This window comes from Paenibacillus sp. FSL M7-0134 (assembly GCF_038007865.1).
GTDB lineage: Bacteria > Bacillota > Bacilli > Paenibacillales > Paenibacillaceae > Paenibacillus > Paenibacillus polymyxa_B.
Genome location: NZ_JBBOXV010000002.1, coordinates 160885 through 182105, shown reverse-complemented (window position 1 = coordinate 182105; position 21221 = coordinate 160885). Strand labels below are relative to the sequence as shown.

The following is a 21221-nucleotide window of genomic DNA, read 5'->3' as shown; positions in this document are numbered from 1 at the left end:
CTATCAGGTGGTTTGTTTCTTTCGCACGTCTCCACTCGTTTCTTTCTCAGTGAAAAAGTACAGCAAAGCCAGCACAGGCAGGACGACTCCAATCAGAGAACTGAAATTCCAACCTCCTAACGCATACGACCAACCCCCTAATGATGATCCAATCGCTCCGCCTATGAAAAAAATAGACATGAATAATCCGTTCAAACGCCCTCTCGCTTCACTTCCCAAGGAGTAAATCACACGTTGTCCAAGTACAAGGTTTCCCGATACAGCCATATCCAGTGTAATCGCTGAAATAAAGAGAAGTACGAGCGCAACGGTCGAATGACTTTGAAAAAGATAGATGAGCAAAAAAGACAAGGCTGCAATGATCATAGCTAACCCGGTTAAACCTTTGCTCCAGCCTTTATCAGCCAATCTCCCAGCAATCGGAGCAGCTACTGCACCGCCTACGCCTACCAAAGCAAACAATGCAATCCCTTGTTGAGACATTCCGAAATCATCCGCCAATCGTAAAGGAACAACAGTCCAAAATAGGCTGAAGGCCCCAAATAGGCAGGCTTGATAGAGGGCACGGCGACGCAATGCAGGCGTTTGTTTTAAAAGAGTGCCTAACGAGAAAATCAATTTACTGTAAGATACCGTAGGCACAGGCTTGCGCTCTGGAAGAGCTCGCGAGAGCAGAATCGTCAACAGCGTCAAGACAATGGCTGACAAAATAAATACGGCTTGCCATCCCCAGATGCTGGTGATAAAGCTTGCTACTGGCCGTGCGAACATAATGCCTAGCAAGAGTCCGCTCATGACATTCCCAACAACGCGGCCGCGCTGCTCTTCGGATGCTAAATAGGTGGCGTACGGCACCAGTATTTGGGCTACCACAGATCCAATTCCAATGAATAAGGATGCGGTCAGGAACAACGGGGCATTGGTGGCAAAAGCGGCAACAACCAATGCACAGACTGTGATGATTAGCGATATGACCATGAGCCGTCGATTTTCAATAATGTCGCTGAGCGGTACGATAAATAGTAATCCCACCACATAACCGATTTGAGTCAAGGTGACAATGAAGCCCGCTGCTGTAGAAGAAAGACCCATAGCAATGTGAATAGGTCCTACAAGGGTTTGAGCATAGTACAGGTTGGCAACAATAAGGCCGCATGCGGCTGCCAACAAAAACATCATCCAATTTGAGATACGGTTACTTTCTAAGGCTTGTTGTTCTCTTTGCATGATAATCCTCCTCATTAATTTAAATACTAAACGTATAGTTCATTAATTCGATAATTAAATAATATACTGAACGTTTCGTTTTGTAAATAGGCGAAATCAACTTTTTTATTTCACATAATATTTGATATACTGAACGTATAGTTTATTTTTCGCGTTTACTTATATCCGTTAAGAAGGTGAGCATTCCAGTGCAGAGCAAAAGAGGACGTCCACGTAATGTCGAGACGCAAAAATCTATCCTTAACGCTTCCTATGATCTACTGTTGGAGCAAGGCTTTGGGGCGGTTACGGTAGAAAAAATTGCTGAGCGAGCGAAAGTTAGCAAAGCCACCATTTATAAATGGTGGCCTAACAAAGCTGCAGTAGTGATGGATGGCTTCCTGTCAGCCACCATAGCAAGATTGCCCGTGCCCGACACGGGTTGTGTATTAGATGACATTCTCATTCATGCCACGAATTTAGTGCGGTTCTTAATAAGCCGAGAGGGTAAAATCATTACAGAGTTAATAGGCGAAGGGCAACTTGATTCAGGATTGTCAGAGGCATACCGGACCCGATATTTCCACCCTCGGCGACTTGAGGCTAGGCTTCTTATTGAGCGCGGAATAGAGCGCGGAGAATTGAAGGAAAATCTCGATATTGAATTATGTATCGATCTCATTTATGGGCCGGTTTTTTATCGATTGTTGGTAACTGGTTATCCATTAGACGATTCCTATGTGCGACAATTAGTCATACATGCGTTCAAAGGAATTGGCTTGGACTGAATGACGTGGCATCAAGCAGCCCTCACAGAGTATCCTCTGTGAGGGCTGCTTTTTCTTTTACCTGCCACGATCCTCTGGCTAACTCCTGATTTGTTTATTCGTCAGGGTCTATACTAATTTTTTGCAGTAAATCGATAAGAAGCTCCTCTTCCTCTTCGGATAGATTGTAGACAAGGCTGACATTGGACTCGTCCAATATTCCTTGTAGGACAGGGGAAAATTCTAGCGCCTTGGCCGTAGGAGACAAAAGATGGGAACGGCGGTCATTTGGGTCTGTTTTCCGTTCAATGTAGCCTGATTCCTCCAATTGTTTCACAGAGCGTGCCGTGGTTGCCTTGTCAAATTTAAGTTCATTCGTCAACTGCTCTTGTGTAATGCCCGGCCGCTGCAAAATGAGCTTTAAAAAGCTGTGTTGTCCTCCACTGCCGATTCCGTAAGGAGTCAGTTTTTTGGACAATATTTTTTGATTACGACGGTACAGGTGGGAAATTAGCTTTCCAATCGGTTGTTTTTTTCTCATCAAATACACCTCATTGGCTTAAAAATGACACATCCCCAGTTGGGACCAAAGCAAAGTTTACAATAATATTGTTGCACACGCAACTAATTTGCTGTACACTAGAACCGTTCATTTAGTTGCGCGTGCAACTAAATAGAAATTGTTAACGATAACGAGGTGTAATGATGAGTTCAACTGCTATAACGGCTACAACCTATCAAGAGAATATCGACGTCCAGAAGAAACGTTGGCTGATTTTAATTGTTTTGAATCTGTTTACATTTATGTCCACATTGGATGGAAGCATCGTCAATATCGCTCTTCCTGTGTTGTCTCGCACGTTACATTTACCCGTGGCACAGATTGAATGGGTGACAACCGCCTATTTAATGGCGATATGTACCGCTATCTTATTTTTTGGCAAGCTTGGAGATATCGTTGGTAAAATCAAAATATTCAAAATCGGCACAATCGTATTCATTCTTGGCTCCCTATTGTGCGGTCTTAGCTCTTCGCTCTCTATGCTGCTGATTTCCCGTATTATTCAGGCGTTTGGAGCGTCCATGACCATGGCGAACAGCCAGGGGATCGTGACAGATATCTTCCCGTCCAATGAACGGGGCAAAGCGCTTGGCCTCATTGGAACCTTCGTTTCTCTGGGTAGTATCGCCGGGCCAAGCTTGGGCGGTATTATTGTCTCGTCGCTGGGCTGGCAGTATATTTTCTGGGTCAATGTACCGGTAGGGCTGGTCGCTGTCTTTCTTGGCTGGAAGCTTTTGCCGAAGGATCTGATCAAGGTGAAAGATAAAATTGACGTTCCCGGTAGCTTGGTGTTTGCTATTTTTATTCTCACTTTGTTCGTCGGATTGTTGCTGGGACAGCAGGTCGGGTATGGAGACAAACGTATTGTTGCTTCGCTGGTGGTGGCTGTAGTTGCTTTTGCCATATTCATCAGGTTGGAACTTCGTCGTCCAGGGCCGCTGTTACAGCTCGCGCTATTCAAAAATCCGTTATTTTCGCTCAGTATTTTGTGTGCTTTTCTGGTGTTCGTCGCTAATTTTTGCTTTAACATCATTTCGCCTTTCTATGCGCAGAATATGCTGAACTTGTCGCCTTTTCATGCCGGGTTCCTGCTGATGCTGCTCCCCATCTCGATGGTTATTGTGGCCCCTCTCAGCGGTGCGCTTTCCGATAAAATCGGATCTGAACTGCTTACATTCGCCGGGCTGGTCGTTATGGTCATTGCCCAGATTGGATTGGCCCAACTGCATGCAGGCAGCTCCATCCCGCTCGTGGGTCTGTGGATTGCCATGCTGGGCATTGGCAGTGGTTTATTCCAATCGCCGAACAACTCGCTGATTATGTCCACGGTACCCCGCACACAGCTCGGCTCAGCCGGGAGTGTCAATTCGCTGGTTCGCAACGTCGGCATGGTTGTGGGGATCACTTTGGCCACATCGATCCTCTTTTATATTATGAGTAAAGAGGCTGGTTATCGGGTCACCGGCTTGGTCCCGGGTCATCCAGAAATTTTTCTGGCAGGCATGCATGTAGTCTTTATGACGTCCGCGTCCATCTGTCTTGTGGCGGCATTGTTAACAGGCTGGCGGCTGATTGGGGCTAGACGGGCAAAAACGCAGCAAGAAAAGGGATAAAGACCAAGAGAAGAAATAGAGCGTCCGTAGACAGAACAGTGATCGTAGAATTAAGATGATGAGTATTGCTGTACAAACACGGTATTAAAAGCAACATTTACAATTTTAAAAATGTGATACAAGGGTGGCGCTTACATGAAATATTGCTATGAATGCGGAACAAAATTGATGGTGAAGGAGTGTGAAGGCGAGGGCCCTATCCCCTTTTGTCATACATGTCAGGTCTTTCGTTTCCCGATATTCAGCACTGCGATCAGTACCGCTGTATTGAATAGTCAAAGAGATAAGGTGCTGCTCATACAGCAGTACAATATTCAGGGCTTCATTTTATTGGCTGGTTATGTGAGCAAGGGTGAATCCGCAGAGCAGACATTGGTGCGTGAAGTTAAGGAAGAAGTAGGATTACAAGTCGATGAGTATCAATATATGCGCAGTGAGTATTTTGAACGAAGCAATACACTGATGCTGAATTTTGTATCCATTGTGAATGACGATCAGTTGGATGTTCTTAGTACGGAGGTAGATCAAGCACGTTGGTTTACACTGGAGGAAGCCAAGCAAGCTATTTTGAAAAACAGCTTAGCGGAATCCTTCTTGCTGACCATTATTGAAAAGATTGAGGCAGGCTTATTTTGAAGTGATATAAGCGTGGCGATGCGATATTGATGAAAAAGATGGTTTTACAGATATATTGAATTGCTAAACCGCAAGATGGCTGCTCTTTCCAAGGAACCCTCTTGCGGGTCACAGCATGTTTATACTCTTTGTCATTGCTGGAATCTCAGCTATTCCCCTCACATCCCCTACATTTCTACTAAACGTCCATTCTCTTTCCATGATTGCAGTATTTTCTCAAGTACCCACTGATTTTTGTAGCCGTCCTCGAATATGGGAGCACGATCCACAGACTTTCCCCTTGCCAGCTCAACAAAATCTTCATAAGCCGTATGATTATAGATTACAGGGACAGCCCAAGTCTCGTATTCGGCACCCGGGTGTTCCAGGTCACGCAGCACGATGCGGATACTTTCCGGGTTATTGAGGCTGGCGTGCAGTGTGCCAAGTTCTCCATAGATATCGACTTCGATATCGTGCCGTATGCCGATGGCATTTTTATGAGTGATAAAGGTTCCCACGGTATTGTCGCCTACGATGCCATGAAAGGCAGCAAGATCTTCCACATCTACTTTTACAGGCAGACCCGTGATCGGATCGAACCGCTCAGGTGTAATGGTATGTAACAGCGCTGCGACACTTTTAAATTCACCCACCAAAAAACGGGCCAGATCAATGATATGTGAGGCTGTATCCCCCACTACTCCAGAACCAGCCTTGGCTAAATTGTGACGCCATGTATATGGATGCTGACGATACGGCGCAAATGCATCCATTAGATAACGAAATTGAATGTTATAGATTTTACCCAGCTTTTGCTCATCCAGCAGTTGCTTGGTATATTGGAAGGCCGCCCCGTAGCGATGCTTATAGTGAACCAGCAAAGGCACCGGATTCGCTGTATATAGCTTTTTCAACTGATCCGCTTCTTCCCATGTGAGAGTCAATGGTTTTTCTGCCAGTACAGCTTTGTGTTCTTCCAGCGCAATACGAATAATGTCAAAATGCACATCATTGGGTGTCAGCGACAGAATCGCATCTACCTCTGGGTCACGGATTAATGCTTCATAATGGGCGTACCGCTTGGAAGCAGGTAGTTGCAATTGTTCTCCGATGGCTTGAAGGCGATTGGGATTCACATCACTAACGGCCACAATAGATACCCCCGAGATGGTGTGCAGTGATCTCATGTGATATTCAGCGATCAGACCCAGGCCAATGATACCCATCCGAACTTGTTTGGTTGGGGAGGTGGAGGTACTCATATGTTCAGAATTCCCTTCTCTTCAATTTGATTTGAACTCTGTAGCAAATTCCTTTTTGCTATGCAGTATCACCCGTTGCTTTGTAGAATAGTCACCACAGGAAGTGATCGTCACAACCTTCAATTCAACAGTCTGATGCCGGGCAGTGAATACAATGTTCCATAAAAAAGGATCTGCAGCTCCGTTGTCCGGTGTTGCAGATCCTTGGTATTCCTTCTCTATATCGACTACATCAAAAATGTACCTACCACAAAAGACACCCCGACGATGACCGAGCGCAGCAGCTGTGCCAGAGCCACATTGCCGTTGGCAATTTCCTCGCACACTTTGGTACGCGGCGTCACCAGATCAAAAATCACATAGACCAGACACAGCACTACAATGCCCACAGCCGACCAGGTCAGCATATCTAGCCATGAATGACTGCTGTACGACACCATTCCCACGATGATACACAGACCTAGCAGCTTTGCACCCATATAGATGCCTGCCGCCTCATTGCCGCGTGCGATTTCTTGATTATCGTTATAACGTGTCAGCAAGCTGAACACAAAATAACCTACGATTAAGATGGCAAACAGGATAAGCAGGCCGATACCTACATTGCCCAATGCGTTGCCCAAACTGATATGAGAGTCCAATTTTCTTCCTCCTTATGATACCTCAGGATTTTGCAAAATCCTCACTTGTGAAAATAACAGATATGTTCGAATATGGTACATTGTTTAATTCAGCTTATATAACGGGCGGATTAGGAGGTACGGTGGCAACAGCGGCGGCGCAATAATAGGCCATATCACCTGTTACCTTTTCACCGATTCGCGGCAGGACACCCGCAAAACGCCCCCCGATCACGAATATGCCTGTCAGCACATAGCCGTGAAATAGCCCTTCCTCGGTCTGTACCTCTGCGCTCTGCATCGGCCACAGCCGCTGATAAATCTTAGGCTGTCCCTCGTAATAAGCGGCAATATGTGCGGCTTCCTCCTGCTCAGGCGTTCGTGGACCATCAGCTTGGTGAAGCAGATCAGGGTTGTCAGTCTGCGCAGGTTCAACCTCTCCCAAAGCACCTTTCAGCATCTTTTCGGATTGAGGATGTTCAATCAAGTGCGTCCCTTTACCCTCCCGCCCCCATATACCTTTGGCCACATAAGGCTCTTTATTTTGCATAAACACCGAGGGTTCAAAATACGTAGGTAGCAGGTAGGTTCGTATCACCTCCAGCTCGCGATCGTCAAACAAACGAAAACCACAAAACTCTGGTGTCTGCTCATTGCGCTCATATAGCGACCACACGGTTGCGGTGAACCCTTTGCTCTGGGTAATGATATGCTGCGGCGGGTTGATTAATCCTATTTTCCCGTCTGCCACCATATCCATTAGCGCCTGCCCCACCTCAAGCCCCGTATCCTCCTCCCGGTCATCAATTAGATATTCCAGCGGATACAGGCGATAGAGAATGTGGATCTGCTCTCCCCGGTGATACAATCCTTCATTCGGGATAATCTCCAGTTCTTCCAAAGGCGCATAAACCACTTCAAACCCGGCTTGTTCACATAAATGCATGATATACTTGGTGTTCGTCTGATCCTCGATGTGCCAGTCATAGCAAGTGAAATACACCTTTGTTCCTAATCCCTTATTGCTATAAAAATGAATGAACTCCGTCAAGGCAGACTGAATCGCCTCGTCCATTCCAGATGAGGGTCCATGTAATGCATTGTCATCCGCCGATATTCCATCCCTACTCAGCACCTCCAGCAGCTTTCCTTCGAGATAAGCCACCTCGGGAATCCCGGTTGGGGTATCGGTGTTATTCTCTATGCACTTGATACCCGCTTCCCCCACAATCCAGTCCTGGCGGGTTATCCCATCCGGCTCGGCCTCCATTCGTGCAGCACGCAGCAAGCCTGGATGAATCCCCAACCGTTCCACCAGGTATTCATCCGGCATATAGCGCTGGACGAATTGCTGAACCTTGCGATAAATACGATGTACCGCCTCAGAAGCAGTCTGAAGCTCTGCCAGCTCGCTTTCCCGATATACCGTTAAGGCTGGCACGCAATAGGATTTACCATACATGCGATGATACGGAATTCTACGGCTGATTTCACCCTTAAAAAGCTCATCATGTTCATAAGGCAATTGCCGAATCGTACGCATGCTCATCTTAACCCCCAGAGAAAAAGCCGCTGCGTGAGCCGCTGCTGCCAAAACCGCTGTGTGAGCTGGAAGATGAGGATGAGCTTTTGCGGTAAGAACTGGAAGATGAACGACTACTATGGTATGAGGAACCTCCACTATAATATGTCGATCCACCATAGTAATACCCGCTGCTGCCTGAATCCCGACACGCCGTTTGTTCCGATACAGGAAGCTCATCGCAGTCATAATACTCGTCGTCACCGCAACCCGTCAGAGCGGCCGGGACAGCCAACATCAGGGCAAAGGCCGCCATCCGTGTACGAGAGCCGGGCTTGGATTTCATTTTTTCCCAAGAATGCTCCATCACAGATCGACCTCCTTCACAAACAGATGTACCTTTTTCAGCTGAGGGTCCAGTACCGAATATATAAATTCATATGTTTTGCCACCCAGTACTGTATAGTGATCTAATAGTCGTTGGGCCAACTCCAAAGTAAATACCGAGCCTTCCCGCTGATCCATACTACGGAATGCAGGTTCATGCCATATCCAGTACATTGCACTGAATGTGGAAGTGTAACCTCCCTCACTGGCAAGCACGAGGTCTGTGATGGAGGCACCGTAAGGCTTTGCGCGTTCCCCTGTAAATTCAGTCACATAGACGGAATGATCCGTATGTTCCTCACTTTCATTCGAGATATGCGACCATAGTTTGTCATGGAGACGCGTAGCGTCTACAAGCTTGCGTAGAAACAGCTCATCTCCCGATACGGATTCCCGTGTCAGGCTGCGCAGTTCCTTTTGAGTGTCTTCCGACCATTCGCGATACGTTAATGAATAATAAATGATGATTCCCTTCCCTTCCTGTACGCTTCTGTCATGAGGTTTGCAACAAATCAAAGCGCTTCTGTCGTCGTTCACTATACGAGATTCTACCTTGAAAAGGTTCAATTTGGAAGAAAAACACGACAAAAAGCCGCAATCCCTAGGATTACGGCTTGATTTTAGCTGCTACAGCTTGATATTGTTCTCGTCGAAATATTCCTCCAGCGTCATCCCCTGCTTGGCTAAATCCTCCGCAATGTCTATTCCCACATAACGGATATGCCAAGGCTCGTACACATAGCCGGTTACATCTTCCTTACCCTTCATATAACGAATAATAAATCCGTATTCCGGTGCATGTTTTTCCAGCCATTCGCCTTCCTTGGAAGCTCCGAAGGATTGCTCCAGCACATTACCTACGCTTGGGCTGGATACATCAATGGACAAACCTGTCTGATGCTCACTCGTACCCGGTACAGCGCTAACTTTAGAGGCATATTCCTGCCCCTTTGTCTTTACATTGTTGTTGAAAATAGATACCTGACGCTTATAGGAACGGTATCCCGATACCGCACGCAGCTCAATGCCGTCTTTTTCCGCCCCGTCGAACAGCTTCTCCAGTGCCTCTGCCGCTTCCTTACGCAAATGCCGCTTTTCATGCGGTCCCTCGAAGGAAAATGGTACCTGCGGCTCCACCAGATCATCGGGGACATAGCCTACAGGCAAGCTGCGCTTTTTGTTCACAACGACTGTATCAGAAGTCGCATTGGTGACGATCGCGGTTCCATCCTCTTCCTTAACCGTGGCTTGCAGCGCACTCTGGCTCCGCAACGCCATCACAGGGTCGGCTTGTCCGCCTTCTGTACCCGCAGAGGCTTGTCCAGCGCTAGTGCTGCCATTGTCCGCATCCGGCTGGGTGGAAGGCTGCACATTCTCCTGTACCGCTGTAGATGACTTCAACGGCTCGCTTTCCTGTCCACCTGATCCTCCCTGCTGGCAGGCTGCCAGTAATAGCCCTGGCAGGATCAGCCCTGGAATGAGCGCTTTGGTCCAGCGCTTAGATGCTCGCGTCTGTTGTATATGTCGTTTCATGCTGGTATCTCCTCCAATATTGCAATTGATGCATGACTTGCCGTCACTTTTCCGTTTCCCCATTGTAACTGAACTTTTAGCATTCTTCGAAGCCATTATCCCGTTCGATGAAGGCGAATAGACTCGAAAAAGGAAGTATATACCCGAATTGTTACGGAGTATGACGTTTTTGCGGGATTGCAGCTCGGGCCCGCTCGGCTACCCGTTCACGTATGAGTTTCAATGCCTCTTCCGCACGGGGTAAACCCGGCAGCAAAGCCGTAATATCCGCTTCCTTCTTAGGAGCAAGCTTCTGCGGCAGACGAATCTCAATCGCATGAAAGCCCGCACCGGGACGATGCAATGCTCCTTCTGCCGCAGACTCTGCAATCCATTCGCTAATCGCTGCCGATCCGCTACGTCCGCCCTCTGGCCGTGAGGTAGACTCAAGCGCGGGGGATGTCCCCTGCACATGGGATAACTCTCCGGCCCAAGCACTAAATACGTACTCCAGCAGCTCTTCCCGCGACATTCCGATCAGTTCCAGACAGGTCTGCGGCTCGCTTTCCAGACCGGCTTGAAGAGCTTTCTTCACATCGTCGACTACACCCACGCCATCCTCCATGCTAGAAGTGGCTGTCTCAGCTGCTAGCTGAACGATCTCATCCAGCGATAGACAGGTTTCCCCTTGCAAAAAATGGTAGATATCCAAAGGATCTGCTTTTAGCTGCTCCAACCATGCCTTCCGCTGTTCGGGGTTAAGTACAGGCGCTGGGCCAGTCCATTGGACAGCATGTGTGGAAGGTACACCCGTTGATTCGCCTCCCAACCCCTTTCCGTCTAATTCCGCTATCCATTGACCGTCAGTTACTTTTAGCTTCACTCGCGGCCTCGTCATCGCCTTCATCCTTTCTCTGCTCACTCAATCCATACATCATTTTGCAGCGCAATCAGACCGCGCAATTCATCATCAGACATTTCGGTGAGCCAATGTTCACCGGAGCCGACAACCTGCTCGGAAAGTGCCTTTTTGCTCTCAATCAGCTCGTCGATCCGCTCCTCCAGCGTACCTTGGCAAATCAGCTTGTGCACTTGTACATTGCGGCTTTGACCAATACGGAATACGCGGTCCGTCGCCTGGTTTTCCACTGCTGGATTCCACCAGCGGTCATAGTGAATGACATGGCTGGCACGTGTCAGGTTCAGACCCACGCCACCTGCACGCAGGGAAAGTACGAATATATTCGGCCCTTCTCCCTGCTGGAAGTTGTGAACAATTTCATCACGTCTGGTTTTCGCCAGTCCTCCATGCAGAAAATACGGCTCTTCCCCGAAGATTTTGGCCAAACGAGAGACCAGCAATTCTCCCATCGACACATATTGGGTGAATATCAGCGCCGATTCGCCGTTCTCGCGAATCGTCTCTACCAATTCCAGCAGTCGCTCCATTTTGCCCGAGTTTTCAGTTTTACCACTATCAGCGCGACCCGGAATGATCAAACCCGGATGATCACAAATCTGCTTCAACTTGGTCAGCGAAGACAGAACAAGCCCTTTGCGAGCCATACCGATCTGCCCATCCAGTGTTCCCAATAATTGATCCACCACGCCCCGATACAATCCGGCCTGCTCTGGTGTCAGTACACAGTAGGATTTCAACTCCAGCTTCTCTGGCAAATCCTTGCGTATATCTGGGTCGCTTTTGAGACGACGCAGCATGAACGGGGAGACGAGCCGATGAAGCTCACGCAACGCGGACCCCCGCTCCTCTCCCGCCAGACTGTACCGTTGGCGAAATGAAGAAGCCGTACCAAGGTAACCTGGATTCAGGAATTGAAAAATAGACCACAGCTCGCTCAGCCGATTTTCTACCGGAGTACCTGTCATGGCAATCCGGTGTGGTGCAGACAGCTTCATGACGCTTTGTGCTTGCTTTGTTCGTGCATTTTTTATATATTGCGCCTCATCCAACACGATGGACGACCAGTATACCGCAGATAAATCGCTGCCGTCCCGGCCCGCCAAATGATAGGTAGTGAGGACGATATCATACTCACGTACACTTTCCTGAAACAGCTCGCCGTGGAGTCGCTGGTTGCCATGGTGAATATACAGTGACAAATCCGGTGAAAAGCGCTTCAACTCGCGCTGCCAGTTGCCAAGCAAGGACGTCGGACAGATGATCAACGCCGGACGTTGATCATCTGCGCCTATGCCACCGTCGAGCAGGCAGGTGATGACCTGAATCGTTTTACCAAGTCCCATGTCGTCCGCAAGGCAGACGCCAAAGCCCAATCCACGCATCGCAGCCAGCCATTGAAAGCCGCGCTCTTGATAGGGCCGTAATGCGCCATGCAGCGTCTCCGGCACAGGCCGTGGCTCTACCGAACGGAGTACGCCGCCCTCAGCCAAGGACGCAAGCAATCCGGCGGATTCCGCGCCAAAGATGGACAAGCCCTTCCATGAGGCCTCGCCTGCACTTTCATTTTCTGCAGCTAGATGCATCCATTCGGACAAGCTCATCTCACCGTTTTCCCCGCGCTTGATAAAGCGCAGCACCTGACGGATTTCCTTGGGATCGACCTCGATCCATTCCCCTCCGAGACGTACATACGGCAAATTGGCCGCGACGATGCTTTCCAGTTCCTCCATCGTCAAAATCGTATCACCCAGCACAGCCTCGGCATCAAACGAAATCATGCGGTTAATGCCGACAGACGATGTATCGGCAATCACACCATCTGGCTTGGCACCCTGCTCTGTCGAACGCATTTTGAGCCGCAAGCCTGCACGTCTTCGGCCCTCCCGGCTCCAGCGTGAAGGCATTTGCACGGTGATACCGTTCTTTTGTAGTGCAGGAACGGCTTCCGTCAGGAAGCGGAAGAACAACTCTGGCTCCAGTGTCAGCCCCTCGGGATAAGGACGATTCAACGCTTCTTGCAATATAGGTGCCGCTTCAGCCGCCTGTCCGAGCCTCATTAACAGTTGCGCCTGCACTTGACGATATACAATTCCGCCTCGAACCAGATCACGTTCAGGATGCGCCCACAGTGCCAGAGCAGGCAGTCGCAACCCCGGCTCAGCATCGCTTTCTGCCCAAAAGGTAATGCGCCATTCCTTCACACTCTCTTCCAGCGAAGGCTCCAAACGAAGGCACAACCGCAGTTGCCCTTCTATAGGCTCTTTGTCTTCCCGTTCCGTGACAGGCATTGCGCTTCCCTCAAGAGAGGACGCTTGAAGCACCAGCTCCTCCATCTCCGCGGGCGTTCCCTGAATCGCCACCGGGCGGGAACCTGTCAGCAGACTGTTCCACCACAGCTCTGCCAGCGGCGATCCTCCGCGCCGATACTCTGCGCGATATCGGCCCAGCTCACGGTCTGAGGCTGCCAGCACCGCGGTCGTTTCCGCATGGATGACCGCACACAAGAAGGAGTACAGCACGATTCCTGCTGCATCCTCACGTGTTTCAGGCTCCTTGCCCGCAAAAACAGCCGGAGCCGCCATACAAACAGCCGGCATTGCAGTAGCCAGCTCATAAAAGCGGCGTATGTCCTCCTCTTGACACAGTCGAGGAATCCACACCCCGACAGCCGCTTCCGGACCACGACGGCGCGGTCCCGATGGACGCGCCTCTGTAAGCGATGGCGCAATTTCGCCCCGCTGCATCAGCTCTAGCGCGAAATAAGCAGCTTTTTGCCAATATTGCATTTCCTCGCCCAGCGTAATGCCCGATGCCGCACAGCCCTTCTCGTCCATGCGGGTCAACAGTGCCATCGTCTCGCGCGGTTCCAGCGCCAAACCCTCCAATGTACGCCCCAGCATGGAACGTCTTTTGCCACCTCTGCCCGCGGTTTCCACACGAGCAGTGTTCGGTATCCGTACCTCAGCAAGACGCAACGCAGCCTGCCGAAACGGCCGAAGGTCTCCCTTTAGCGTCAGCCTGCGGATTACACTGCTCCACGCATCGATACGTGGTTCCGACGTCTCACCAGAAAAGCAAAAAAACACATCTCCGAGCCATATTCCATAAAGCGGTTGATTCATATCTGTCTCCCGTCCAGCCTTTTGAATTATTACTCTTCATCATATACGAAAACGGGCTCTTTTCAAAACTTTATCACAAAAATAAATGGAAAGTCATAAGTTAATAACCTTAAATATTCATGTGGTTAACTATAAATAAGAGAATCAATTTACAGGATTAATTGTCTTTTTCTTCATCATCTGCTTTTGCATCCTTCAGATAAGGGTTCAGGCTGTCTTGCAGCAATTCCTTCACCCTCATCCGCAGCTCTTTCGGATATATGACCTCGGCCTCTGGCCCGTATTTTAGCAAAAGTCGGGACACATATCTAAACTCTTCGACCGGAATATATCCCTGCCATTCCTGACCCTGCCCTTCTTGATGGGAAACATTTTGGAAGAGGGTATCTGACCCGGCCAGCCTGGCACCCATTGCGGTAAATTTTATTTTGGACGGAATTCCTATACGGGAATCCTCCGAAGCCAACCATTCCTGAAGTGTGGGAAGGCTGTCCAAGGTTTCGTCCCGCATCGTTATTGTGATCACCCGATCTGAACGGTACAGAATGATACGGTCTCTGCTATGCGCTGGCATGTACCAATATCCGTGATCAAAATACAGTCCAATCGGATATACTTCGGTCCACTTTTCACCGGAAACCGAGCGGTAATGCATATTCACCCGGCGCTTATTCAGCGCAGCCTCCAAAATGATTGAGGTGTAGGGTGACTCTGCGTGAGTCGGCAGCATACGAAAAGAAATGTACTCCTTTAATTGATCGATACTGTCCTGCACATCCTGTGGAAGCTCGGCATAATAATGCTCAGATAAATGTCCACGAACCGAGCCAAAAGGGATATCTGGAATGTTCTCCAACAGTTGCAGCATGAGGAAAAGACCCAGAGCCTCGTCGCGAGCAAGATGAAGGGGAGGAAGAAGCCGATTGGGGAGTGCCCGATACCCGCCATGAGGACCCATTTCGGTATAAAGGGGTAACCCGGTCTGCTGCAAATAGTCGAGATCTCTTTGTATCGTCCTGACGGAGACACCAAAACGTTCAGCCAGCTCACGCGCCGTATATTTTTTTCGGGAATCCAGTATCCTCATAAGAGCAATCCTGCGTTCGTTCATAAGGTACCCCTCGATTCAAAAATTAATTTAAAATGACCGTTTAACTACGACATAGGATGTCATAAATACATTGTAACATTAGGAAATAGAAAGGAGTGAATGAACTATGGAGGATTTGAAATCAAACGCAGTTGTGCTGTATATTGCCATGAGTCTCGACGGGTATATCGCTTTGCCGGACGGTTCGGTGGACTGGCTGTATGATGTTAAAGGGGATGGCGGGGACAATGGATATGCCGACTTTTACGACACCGTAGGTACAGTGCTGATGGGCAGGCTGACGTATGAGGAAGTGTTGAAGCTCTCAGATGATTTCCCTTATGCTGGCAAGCCATGCTATGTGCTCACACGAGCATTAACGGAGCAACAGCAAGCGCCACATGTTACATTTACGGACGAAGCTCTGACTGAACTGGTTCCACGTCTACAAGAACAATCGGAAGGTGCGGTATGGCTAGTCGGTGGAGGCCAGTTACTCCAGGCCTTCTTACAAGCTGGACTGCTGGAGAAGGCTATCATTGCGATCATTCCCAAGGTGCTTGGACAAGGAATACCGTTATTTCCAGAAGGATCGCTGCCAAGTACGTTTAAGCTCAAAGAAATAGAACGCCGCGGGGATATCGCTCTGCTCCATTACCATTTATAATTTTGTTTACAGAAAAGCCTTCATATTTCAGGATCACGTAATCTCCCTGAAATATGAAGGCTTTATCGCGTGCTTTTGTTCATTATTTGGTCTTCAAATTATCCCATGTTCTCTGGAAATCCTCGAATAGCTTCCCAGCATCCGATTTACCTGCCACATAGGCTTGCATCTGACTTCCGAATTCTTGCTGTGCTCCTTCAGGATAGCGGCTAAAGAACCAGCCCAACAGTTTGTTTTCCTTACTATATTTCACCACTTCCGCACCCAGTTGGCCCATATCAGCCTCTGCCCCTTCGATGCTCTTGAATGCTGGAATAAACTTGAATTCCTTGGTGATATACTTTTTACCCTGCTCGGATGTCACCATCCAGTTTAAGAACTCCTTCGCCTCGGGTTTGACAGTCGAATTTTTATTAACCACCCAGTTGTTGGCGACACCTACAAACAGCTTATCTCCGGCTGTTGCGTCTTCACCAATCGGCATAGGTAAAATACCCAGATTCAGCTTCGGATTAATACCGTCAATTTGGACCTGAGTCCAGTTCCCTTGCTGCATCATGGCAGCCTTTCCAGTGGCGAAGTTCGTTACCTGCGTGTTGTAATCGGTCGTGAGCGGCTTCGAATTGCCATACTTCATTGTCAGATCAAACAGCTTAACCCACTCGGCGAATACAGCGTTGCCCGGAATCTTTGCAGTTCCATCATTCAGTCCCTTAACGAAGGCCGAAGGGTCTGGCTGATTGGCAAATGCCACGTTCAGCAAATGATTGCCTAACACCCAAAACTCCTGATATCCATTAGAAAATGGAGTAATCCCTGCAGCTTGGAGCTTTTGCGCAGCTCCCTCCAGTTCGGACAATGTTTTAGGGGTCTCCGTAATCCCCGCCTTCTTGAACAAATCCTTGTTATAAATAAAGCCGTAACCCTCCAGATTCATCGGCTGGCCATACAGCTTGCCGTCTTTGGTCATCGGCTCTTTGGCGACATCCACCACATCGCCAACCCAAGGCTGGTCAGACAGGTCCTCCAAATATTCCAGCCACGTATCCAGCTCACGGTAACCTCCTACGTTAAAAATATCCGGTTGCTCCCCGGAGGCGAACTTCGCCTTTAACGCCGCACCATAGTCACTGCCCCCGCCCACGGTCTGAATGTCGAGCTTGATCCCTGGATGAGACGCTTCATATTCCGCCTTCATGCGATTCAGCGCTTCTGCAATCTCTACCTTAAACTGAAAAATGTGAATTGTTTTTTCCTTCACTTCCTCTTTGCCTGCGTTTTGTCCGCCACTGCTGTTACAACCTGCCAAAACCAGGGCAAAGGCCGCAAGGAGCAAGATGAGTGCTTGAGCTTTCTTTTTAAGAGTATGCGTTTTCATTTTCATGTTCCTTTCTATTCTAAATTCATATCAGATGAACTCGAAAAATTCATGTGGAAACGGAGCAAACGGAAAACGGAATGGTGCTGAACAAGCGATAGCGCTCGCCTTTGTCTCTAGATTCCCACCTTTATTCGTTTATTCAGGGGAATCTGGAGGCAACAGCGATGGTAAGCACCATCCGTTTGCGGAGTGGCCACCGTGTACATTTTCAGCTCATCCCACACTCAACCTTTGACCGAACCAGCCATAATACCTTGTATAATATATTTTTGCATGGCCAGAAAGAATACGATGACAGGCAAGATGCCCAGCACCAGAGCAGGCAAAGCCAAATCCCACTGCTTCGTGTATTGTCCAAAAAAGGCATAGGTAGCAATCGGAATCGTGCGCAGTTCAGCCTTTTGCAGTACCAGAGAAGGCAGGAGATAATCATTCCAAATCCAGAGCGTATTTAAAATAATAACAGTTACCATCATCGGTAGCATCAACGGATACACAATTCGGAAAAACACTCCGTAAGGCGTACAGCCGTCCACCGTAGCTGCTTCTTCCACCTCGACTGGCACACCTTTGACGAATCCATGAAAGAGAAAGATCGACATTGGAGCTCCGAATCCCAGATAACAGATTACCAGACCACTTATACTGTTCATTAAATCCAGTGTACTTACAACCTTGACCAAAGGAATCATCACCGATTGAAAAGGAATGACCATGGCAGCTACGAACAGGCTGAACAACACCCGATTATAACGCGTCGGACGCCGGACCATTCGGTAAGCAGCCATTGAGCTGATCAGTACGAGCAGTAGATTACTAATTACCGTAACCACGAGTGAATTCCATAAAGCTTCGGGAAAACGCGTGATGCTCCACGCTCTAGCGTAGTTGCTCCATACAAAGGTTTGTGGCCAGGCCGCAGAATCGGTGAGCAGGTCACCAAAGCTTTTGACCGAATTCACGAATAAAAAGTAAAACGGGACGAGGAATAACAATGCGACGAGGATCATCACCATCTCGGTCGCCCATGTTCCAAAGCGGTAGCGCTTGCTTGTTTCCATTTACGCTTCCACCTCCCGACTTTTCGTCAGTCGTACCTGAAGGCTCGTAACCAGAGCAACAATGATAAAGAAAATGAGTGCTTTAGCTGTTCCCAGCCCATAACGATTATTCACAAACGCTTCATTGTAAATATTGAGTGCAACCGACTCTGTGGACCCGAAGGGACCGCCTTTGGTCAGTGACAAATTGAGATCGAACATTTTGAATGACCATGATATCGCCAGGAAAAGACAAACCGTAACGGCAGGCATGATCAAAGGAAGTATAATCGACCGCAAAATTTGCATCCGGCTTGCTCCGTCAATTTCGGCTGCTTCCAGCATATCGCGGGGCACATTGGTCAGGGAAGAGATATAAATAACCATCAAATACCCGACAGTTTGCCAGATAAACACGATGACAATGCCCCAGAAGGCCGTGATCTCATCTCCCAACCAGGACAGGTTGAAGAAGGACCAGTTCGTGCTCTCTCCGATTGCTGCAAATCCCTTGACGAAAATAAACTGCCAGATAAAGCCCAGCAACAGACCTCCGATCACATTAGGCATAAAAAAGATGGTCCTCAATACATTTTTTGTTTTCAGCGGTTTGGTTAGAAAGTACGCCAGCAGAAAGCCAAAAATATTCGCAGCCACCACTCCTACCACCGTAAAACGGACCGTAAACCAGAACGCTGTCCCAAATTTGTCATCATTCCATAAAATGTGACTGAAATTATCCAGCCCGACCCACTTTGCCTCATTGGCTACCCCATTCCACTCTGTAAAAGAATAGTACATTCCGAGCATAAAAGGGATTACAATAATGATAACGAAAAATAACGTCGACGGCCCTACAAAAATCCATTGCTGGAGCCATTGCGACGACTTGGCGCGATTCAATCCGATCCCCCCCTTTTGTTGTCTGTTGGTGTCTGGAACGCTCCCTTACGGCTTTCTTTCAGCAGCATAATGCTTGGTCCGTACGGATATGCGATTCACATGTTCATTATGTCGAATAAGCGCTCTGGAGAACACGTAGGATCGTGAACCATTAGGGGGGAAAATATTGACCTCTGGCTCGCCTTGAATTGTGAAAGGAGCTCACTGCATGAAATTTCACAGTATTCGTTCCCGCCTGATCTGGTTTTTGCTCATTGCGGTCACTCTGCCGCTGCTGCTGTCGATGACTATGACCTTTGTTCTCACCAAGCAATCCTTGCGGGAGCAGGCCACACAAGAAAATGAACGGCTTATTTTTCAGGGAATTACGAATCTGGATAACTATTTACAGGGACTGAATCGCGCGTCCATCGGAGTCTATAATGACCCCCATTTTCTGCGTAATCTGGCCAAAATTCCGGATGATTACCGGGCCGTCGCTGAAATTTACACCACACTGCAAACGATGATGAATGCTTCGTCAGGCATTGACCAAGTGTATTTGCATTCTTTTGAGGCTGGGCAATCCACGTTGATTACCAGTACAGTCCCGCTACGGGAATTCCGACTGGAGCCCTTTACTGGTTCTATTCATTACGGCCCTTCCGGACTATTCATACAGCCTTCGCACATGAAGCATTTGTACGGCTTTTCGGCGGTTTCCTATGCGGAGCACAGCACAAAGCGGCAGGTATTTACACTTCATCGGGCGATTCGGAACATTCCTGCCTCAGAGACGCTTGGGGTACTGGCTATAGATGTTGATCTGGAGCCGCTGCGCAGTATTTGCCGTCAATTGTATGATGCGGATACAGAGGAGCTGTTTTTGATCGATCGGAACGGAACGATCGTATATAGCGGAAAAGAAGCATCGATTGGAACACACTGGAAGGAATCTGGCCTGCTCAATCGAATTTCTAAAGAAGGCGAGCACGGAGTGATTGAGGATGATACAGCACTGCACGTGTACGGCAAGCTGGATGCCAATCTGTCAGGCTGGACGCTCGTCAAGAAAATTCCACATCGTACGCTGTATTTACGGGCTACCCGCCTGACTCAGATTAATGCGGTCATTACAGGCGCAGCGTTGCTACTTGTCATTGTTGCCACGTTATGGATTTCGATAAAAATCACGGAACCTATTAAGCGGCTGACTCGCTACATAAACCAGATTCAGTCCGGTCAACTGGATGTAGACATTCGGGCCATGAGTAACGATGAGATCGGAGTACTGTCGCGCCGTTTCAGACAGATGATGGATACCATCAATAACCTCATTTTGCGGGAATACAAGCTGGAGCTGGCTAACAAGACACATCAATTGAAAGCGCTTCAAGCACAGATTAATCCTCACTTTTTATATAATACGCTACAGTCTATTGGAACCCTGGCCCTACAGCATGAGGTGCCGCGAATTTATTCTCTGCTCTCTTCCCTTGCCAAAATGCTGCGTTATAACATGCGGGACCATACGGTAGTTACACTCAAGGAAGAAGCCGAACATGTAAAACAATATCTTGATTTACAAAAGGAACGCTTCGGTGAGCAATTAGAGGTCACTTACCAGTGGGAAGATGAGGTGCTAAATGATCGGGTGCCAAAAATGATTCTCCAACCGTTGGTGGAAAACTACTTTAAACACGGTGCCGATCCCCGGCTGGGGCCCGGTGAAATTCGCATTACAGGCAGCCGAATCCAGGAAGGCATTGTGAAAATAACAGTGGAAAATAACGGAATTTCCATTCCACAGGCCGATTTGGAGCAGCTCCAGCATATGTTAAAACGTCCGCTGAAAGCCTACGAGGAGCCGGACACTAGCGAGCAGGACTCCATTGGCCTTCGTAATGTTCTATTGCGTATTCAGCTTCACTCGGAGGATGGTTCTAACACCCTGTGCGTAGACAACATTCTGCCTCATGGCGTCCGTTATACACTCGAAATTCGTACTGAAGTCCCTATGGAAATTCATATTAAGGGAGAGTGATCTG

At 48.5% G+C, this 21221-nt stretch carries 19 protein-coding genes; 5 read left to right on the top strand and 14 right to left on the bottom strand.

The features are described 5' to 3' along the window. Window positions 1-3: 3 nt before the first annotated feature. Window positions 4-1227 carry an MFS transporter gene (locus NSQ58_RS16575; protein ID WP_023986807.1) on the bottom strand — a complete coding sequence of 408 codons (1224 nt, stop codon included), beginning with the start codon at window positions 1225-1227 and terminating at the stop codon, window positions 4-6. A gap of 188 nt (window positions 1228-1415) precedes the next feature. Between NSQ58_RS16575 and NSQ58_RS16570 the strand changes: the two genes are divergently transcribed. After that, a complete protein-coding gene (locus NSQ58_RS16570) occupies window positions 1416-1994 on the top strand; it encodes a TetR/AcrR family transcriptional regulator (RefSeq protein WP_023986806.1) in 579 nt (192 codons plus the stop codon). Between the two features lie 94 nt (window positions 1995-2088). Here NSQ58_RS16570 and NSQ58_RS16565 read toward each other — a convergent pair whose 3' ends face one another. Continuing rightward, the gene (locus NSQ58_RS16565; protein ID WP_023986805.1) at window positions 2089-2514 is read right to left on the bottom strand and encodes a MarR family winged helix-turn-helix transcriptional regulator; all 426 of its coding nucleotides are present in this window, start codon (window positions 2512-2514) and stop codon (window positions 2089-2091) included. A gap of 164 nt (window positions 2515-2678) precedes the next feature. Between NSQ58_RS16565 and NSQ58_RS16560 the strand changes: the two genes are divergently transcribed. Both NSQ58_RS16560 and NSQ58_RS16555 read left to right on the top strand, forming a co-directional pair. Then, window positions 2679-4148, top strand: coding sequence for an MFS transporter (locus NSQ58_RS16560; protein ID WP_028541136.1), 1470 nt, complete (start codon window positions 2679-2681; stop codon window positions 4146-4148). Window positions 4149-4283: 135 nt separating this feature from the next. After that, complete coding sequence (locus tag NSQ58_RS16555) at window positions 4284-4784, top strand: NAD(+) diphosphatase (RefSeq protein WP_023986803.1); 501 nt, start codon at window positions 4284-4286, stop codon at window positions 4782-4784. Between the two features lie 167 nt (window positions 4785-4951). Here the strand turns inward: NSQ58_RS16555 and NSQ58_RS16550 are convergent, their stop codons facing one another. The 9 genes from NSQ58_RS16550 to NSQ58_RS16510 form a co-directional block, all read right to left on the bottom strand. Beyond that, a complete protein-coding gene (locus NSQ58_RS16550; RefSeq protein WP_341057876.1) occupies window positions 4952-6028 on the bottom strand; it encodes a Gfo/Idh/MocA family protein in 1077 nt (358 codons plus the stop codon). Window positions 6029-6255: 227 nt separating this feature from the next. Further along, entirely contained in the window at window positions 6256-6669 is a 414-nt protein-coding gene (locus NSQ58_RS16545; protein ID WP_023986801.1) for a DUF350 domain-containing protein, read from the bottom strand. Between the two features lie 94 nt (window positions 6670-6763). After that, window positions 6764-8197, bottom strand: a complete 1434-nt coding sequence (locus NSQ58_RS16540) for a glutathionylspermidine synthase family protein (RefSeq protein ID WP_076158754.1) — start codon at window positions 8195-8197, stop codon at window positions 6764-6766. Window position 8198: 1 nt separating this feature from the next. Next, a complete protein-coding gene (locus tag NSQ58_RS16535) occupies window positions 8199-8537 on the bottom strand; it encodes a hypothetical protein (protein ID WP_023986799.1) in 339 nt (112 codons plus the stop codon). After that, entirely contained in the window at window positions 8537-9094 is a 558-nt protein-coding gene (locus tag NSQ58_RS16530) for a hypothetical protein (protein ID WP_226887799.1), read from the bottom strand. The genes NSQ58_RS16535 and NSQ58_RS16530 overlap by 1 nt, the downstream gene beginning before the upstream one ends. Window positions 9095-9184: 90 nt before the next feature. Continuing rightward, a complete protein-coding gene (locus NSQ58_RS16525) occupies window positions 9185-10090 on the bottom strand; it encodes a M15 family metallopeptidase (RefSeq protein ID WP_341057875.1) in 906 nt (301 codons plus the stop codon). A gap of 151 nt (window positions 10091-10241) precedes the next feature. Further along, window positions 10242-10967: a phosphoribosylglycinamide synthetase gene (locus NSQ58_RS16520; protein ID WP_341057874.1), complete on the bottom strand. Its 726-nt coding sequence runs from the start codon at window positions 10965-10967 to the stop codon at window positions 10242-10244. 20 nt (window positions 10968-10987) lie between these two features. Continuing rightward, window positions 10988-14113 carry a DEAD/DEAH box helicase gene (locus NSQ58_RS16515; RefSeq protein WP_254348746.1) on the bottom strand — a complete coding sequence of 1042 codons (3126 nt, stop codon included), beginning with the start codon at window positions 14111-14113 and terminating at the stop codon, window positions 10988-10990. A 157-nt stretch (window positions 14114-14270) separates the two neighbouring features. Continuing rightward, window positions 14271-15224, bottom strand: a complete 954-nt coding sequence (locus NSQ58_RS16510) for a helix-turn-helix transcriptional regulator (protein WP_023986794.1) — start codon at window positions 15222-15224, stop codon at window positions 14271-14273. Between the two features lie 106 nt (window positions 15225-15330). Here NSQ58_RS16510 and NSQ58_RS16505 point away from each other — a divergent pair, with 106 nt between their 5' ends. Then, window positions 15331-15870 (top strand): dihydrofolate reductase family protein, encoded by a 540-nt coding sequence (locus NSQ58_RS16505; protein WP_023986793.1) that lies wholly within the window; start codon window positions 15331-15333, stop codon window positions 15868-15870. A gap of 82 nt (window positions 15871-15952) precedes the next feature. Here the strand turns inward: NSQ58_RS16505 and NSQ58_RS16500 are convergent, their stop codons facing one another. From NSQ58_RS16500 to NSQ58_RS16490, 3 genes are all read right to left on the bottom strand, one after another. Then, on the bottom strand, window positions 15953-17248 hold the full coding sequence (locus NSQ58_RS16500) for an ABC transporter substrate-binding protein (RefSeq protein WP_068941227.1): 1296 nt from the start codon (window positions 17246-17248) through the stop codon (window positions 15953-15955). Window positions 17249-17475: 227 nt separating this feature from the next. Next, window positions 17476-18312, bottom strand: coding sequence for a carbohydrate ABC transporter permease (locus tag NSQ58_RS16495; protein WP_023986791.1), 837 nt, complete (start codon window positions 18310-18312; stop codon window positions 17476-17478). After that, window positions 18313-19194 (bottom strand): carbohydrate ABC transporter permease, encoded by an 882-nt coding sequence (locus NSQ58_RS16490; protein WP_341057873.1) that lies wholly within the window; start codon window positions 19192-19194, stop codon window positions 18313-18315. A gap of 208 nt (window positions 19195-19402) precedes the next feature. Between NSQ58_RS16490 and NSQ58_RS16485 the strand changes: the two genes are divergently transcribed. Then, window positions 19403-21217: a sensor histidine kinase gene (locus NSQ58_RS16485; protein ID WP_023986789.1), complete on the top strand. Its 1815-nt coding sequence runs from the start codon at window positions 19403-19405 to the stop codon at window positions 21215-21217. Window positions 21218-21221 lie beyond the last annotated feature (4 nt).

Bases quoted from the DNA above. Each gene is read 5' to 3' on its own strand.
- NSQ58_RS16575 (WP_023986807.1), bottom strand. From the start codon at position 1,227: ATGCAAAGAGAACAACAAGCCTTAGAAAGTAACCGTATCTCAAATTGG.
- NSQ58_RS16565 (WP_023986805.1), bottom strand. From the start codon at position 2,514: ATGAGAAAAAAACAACCGATTGGAAAGCTAATTTCCCACCTGTACCGT.
- NSQ58_RS16560 (WP_028541136.1), top strand. From the start codon at position 2,679: ATGAGTTCAACTGCTATAACGGCTACAACCTATCAAGAGAATATCGAC.
- NSQ58_RS16555 (WP_023986803.1), top strand. From the start codon at position 4,284: ATGAAATATTGCTATGAATGCGGAACAAAATTGATGGTGAAGGAGTGT.
- NSQ58_RS16550 (WP_341057876.1), bottom strand. From the start codon at position 6,028: ATGAGTACCTCCACCTCCCCAACCAAACAAGTTCGGATGGGTATCATT.
- NSQ58_RS16540 (WP_076158754.1), bottom strand. From the start codon at position 8,197: ATGAGCATGCGTACGATTCGGCAATTGCCTTATGAACATGATGAGCTT.
- NSQ58_RS16535 (WP_023986799.1), bottom strand. From the start codon at position 8,537: ATGGAGCATTCTTGGGAAAAAATGAAATCCAAGCCCGGCTCTCGTACA.
- NSQ58_RS16525 (WP_341057875.1), bottom strand. From the start codon at position 10,090: ATGAAACGACATATACAACAGACGCGAGCATCTAAGCGCTGGACCAAA.
- NSQ58_RS16520 (WP_341057874.1), bottom strand. From the start codon at position 10,967: ATGACGAGGCCGCGAGTGAAGCTAAAAGTAACTGACGGTCAATGGATA.
- NSQ58_RS16515 (WP_254348746.1), bottom strand. From the start codon at position 14,113: ATGAATCAACCGCTTTATGGAATATGGCTCGGAGATGTGTTTTTTTGC.
- NSQ58_RS16510 (WP_023986794.1), bottom strand. From the start codon at position 15,224: ATGAACGAACGCAGGATTGCTCTTATGAGGATACTGGATTCCCGAAAA.
- NSQ58_RS16505 (WP_023986793.1), top strand. From the start codon at position 15,331: ATGGAGGATTTGAAATCAAACGCAGTTGTGCTGTATATTGCCATGAGT.
- NSQ58_RS16500 (WP_068941227.1), bottom strand. From the start codon at position 17,248: ATGAAAACGCATACTCTTAAAAAGAAAGCTCAAGCACTCATCTTGCTC.
- NSQ58_RS16495 (WP_023986791.1), bottom strand. From the start codon at position 18,312: ATGGAAACAAGCAAGCGCTACCGCTTTGGAACATGGGCGACCGAGATG.
- NSQ58_RS16485 (WP_023986789.1), top strand. From the start codon at position 19,403: ATGAAATTTCACAGTATTCGTTCCCGCCTGATCTGGTTTTTGCTCATT.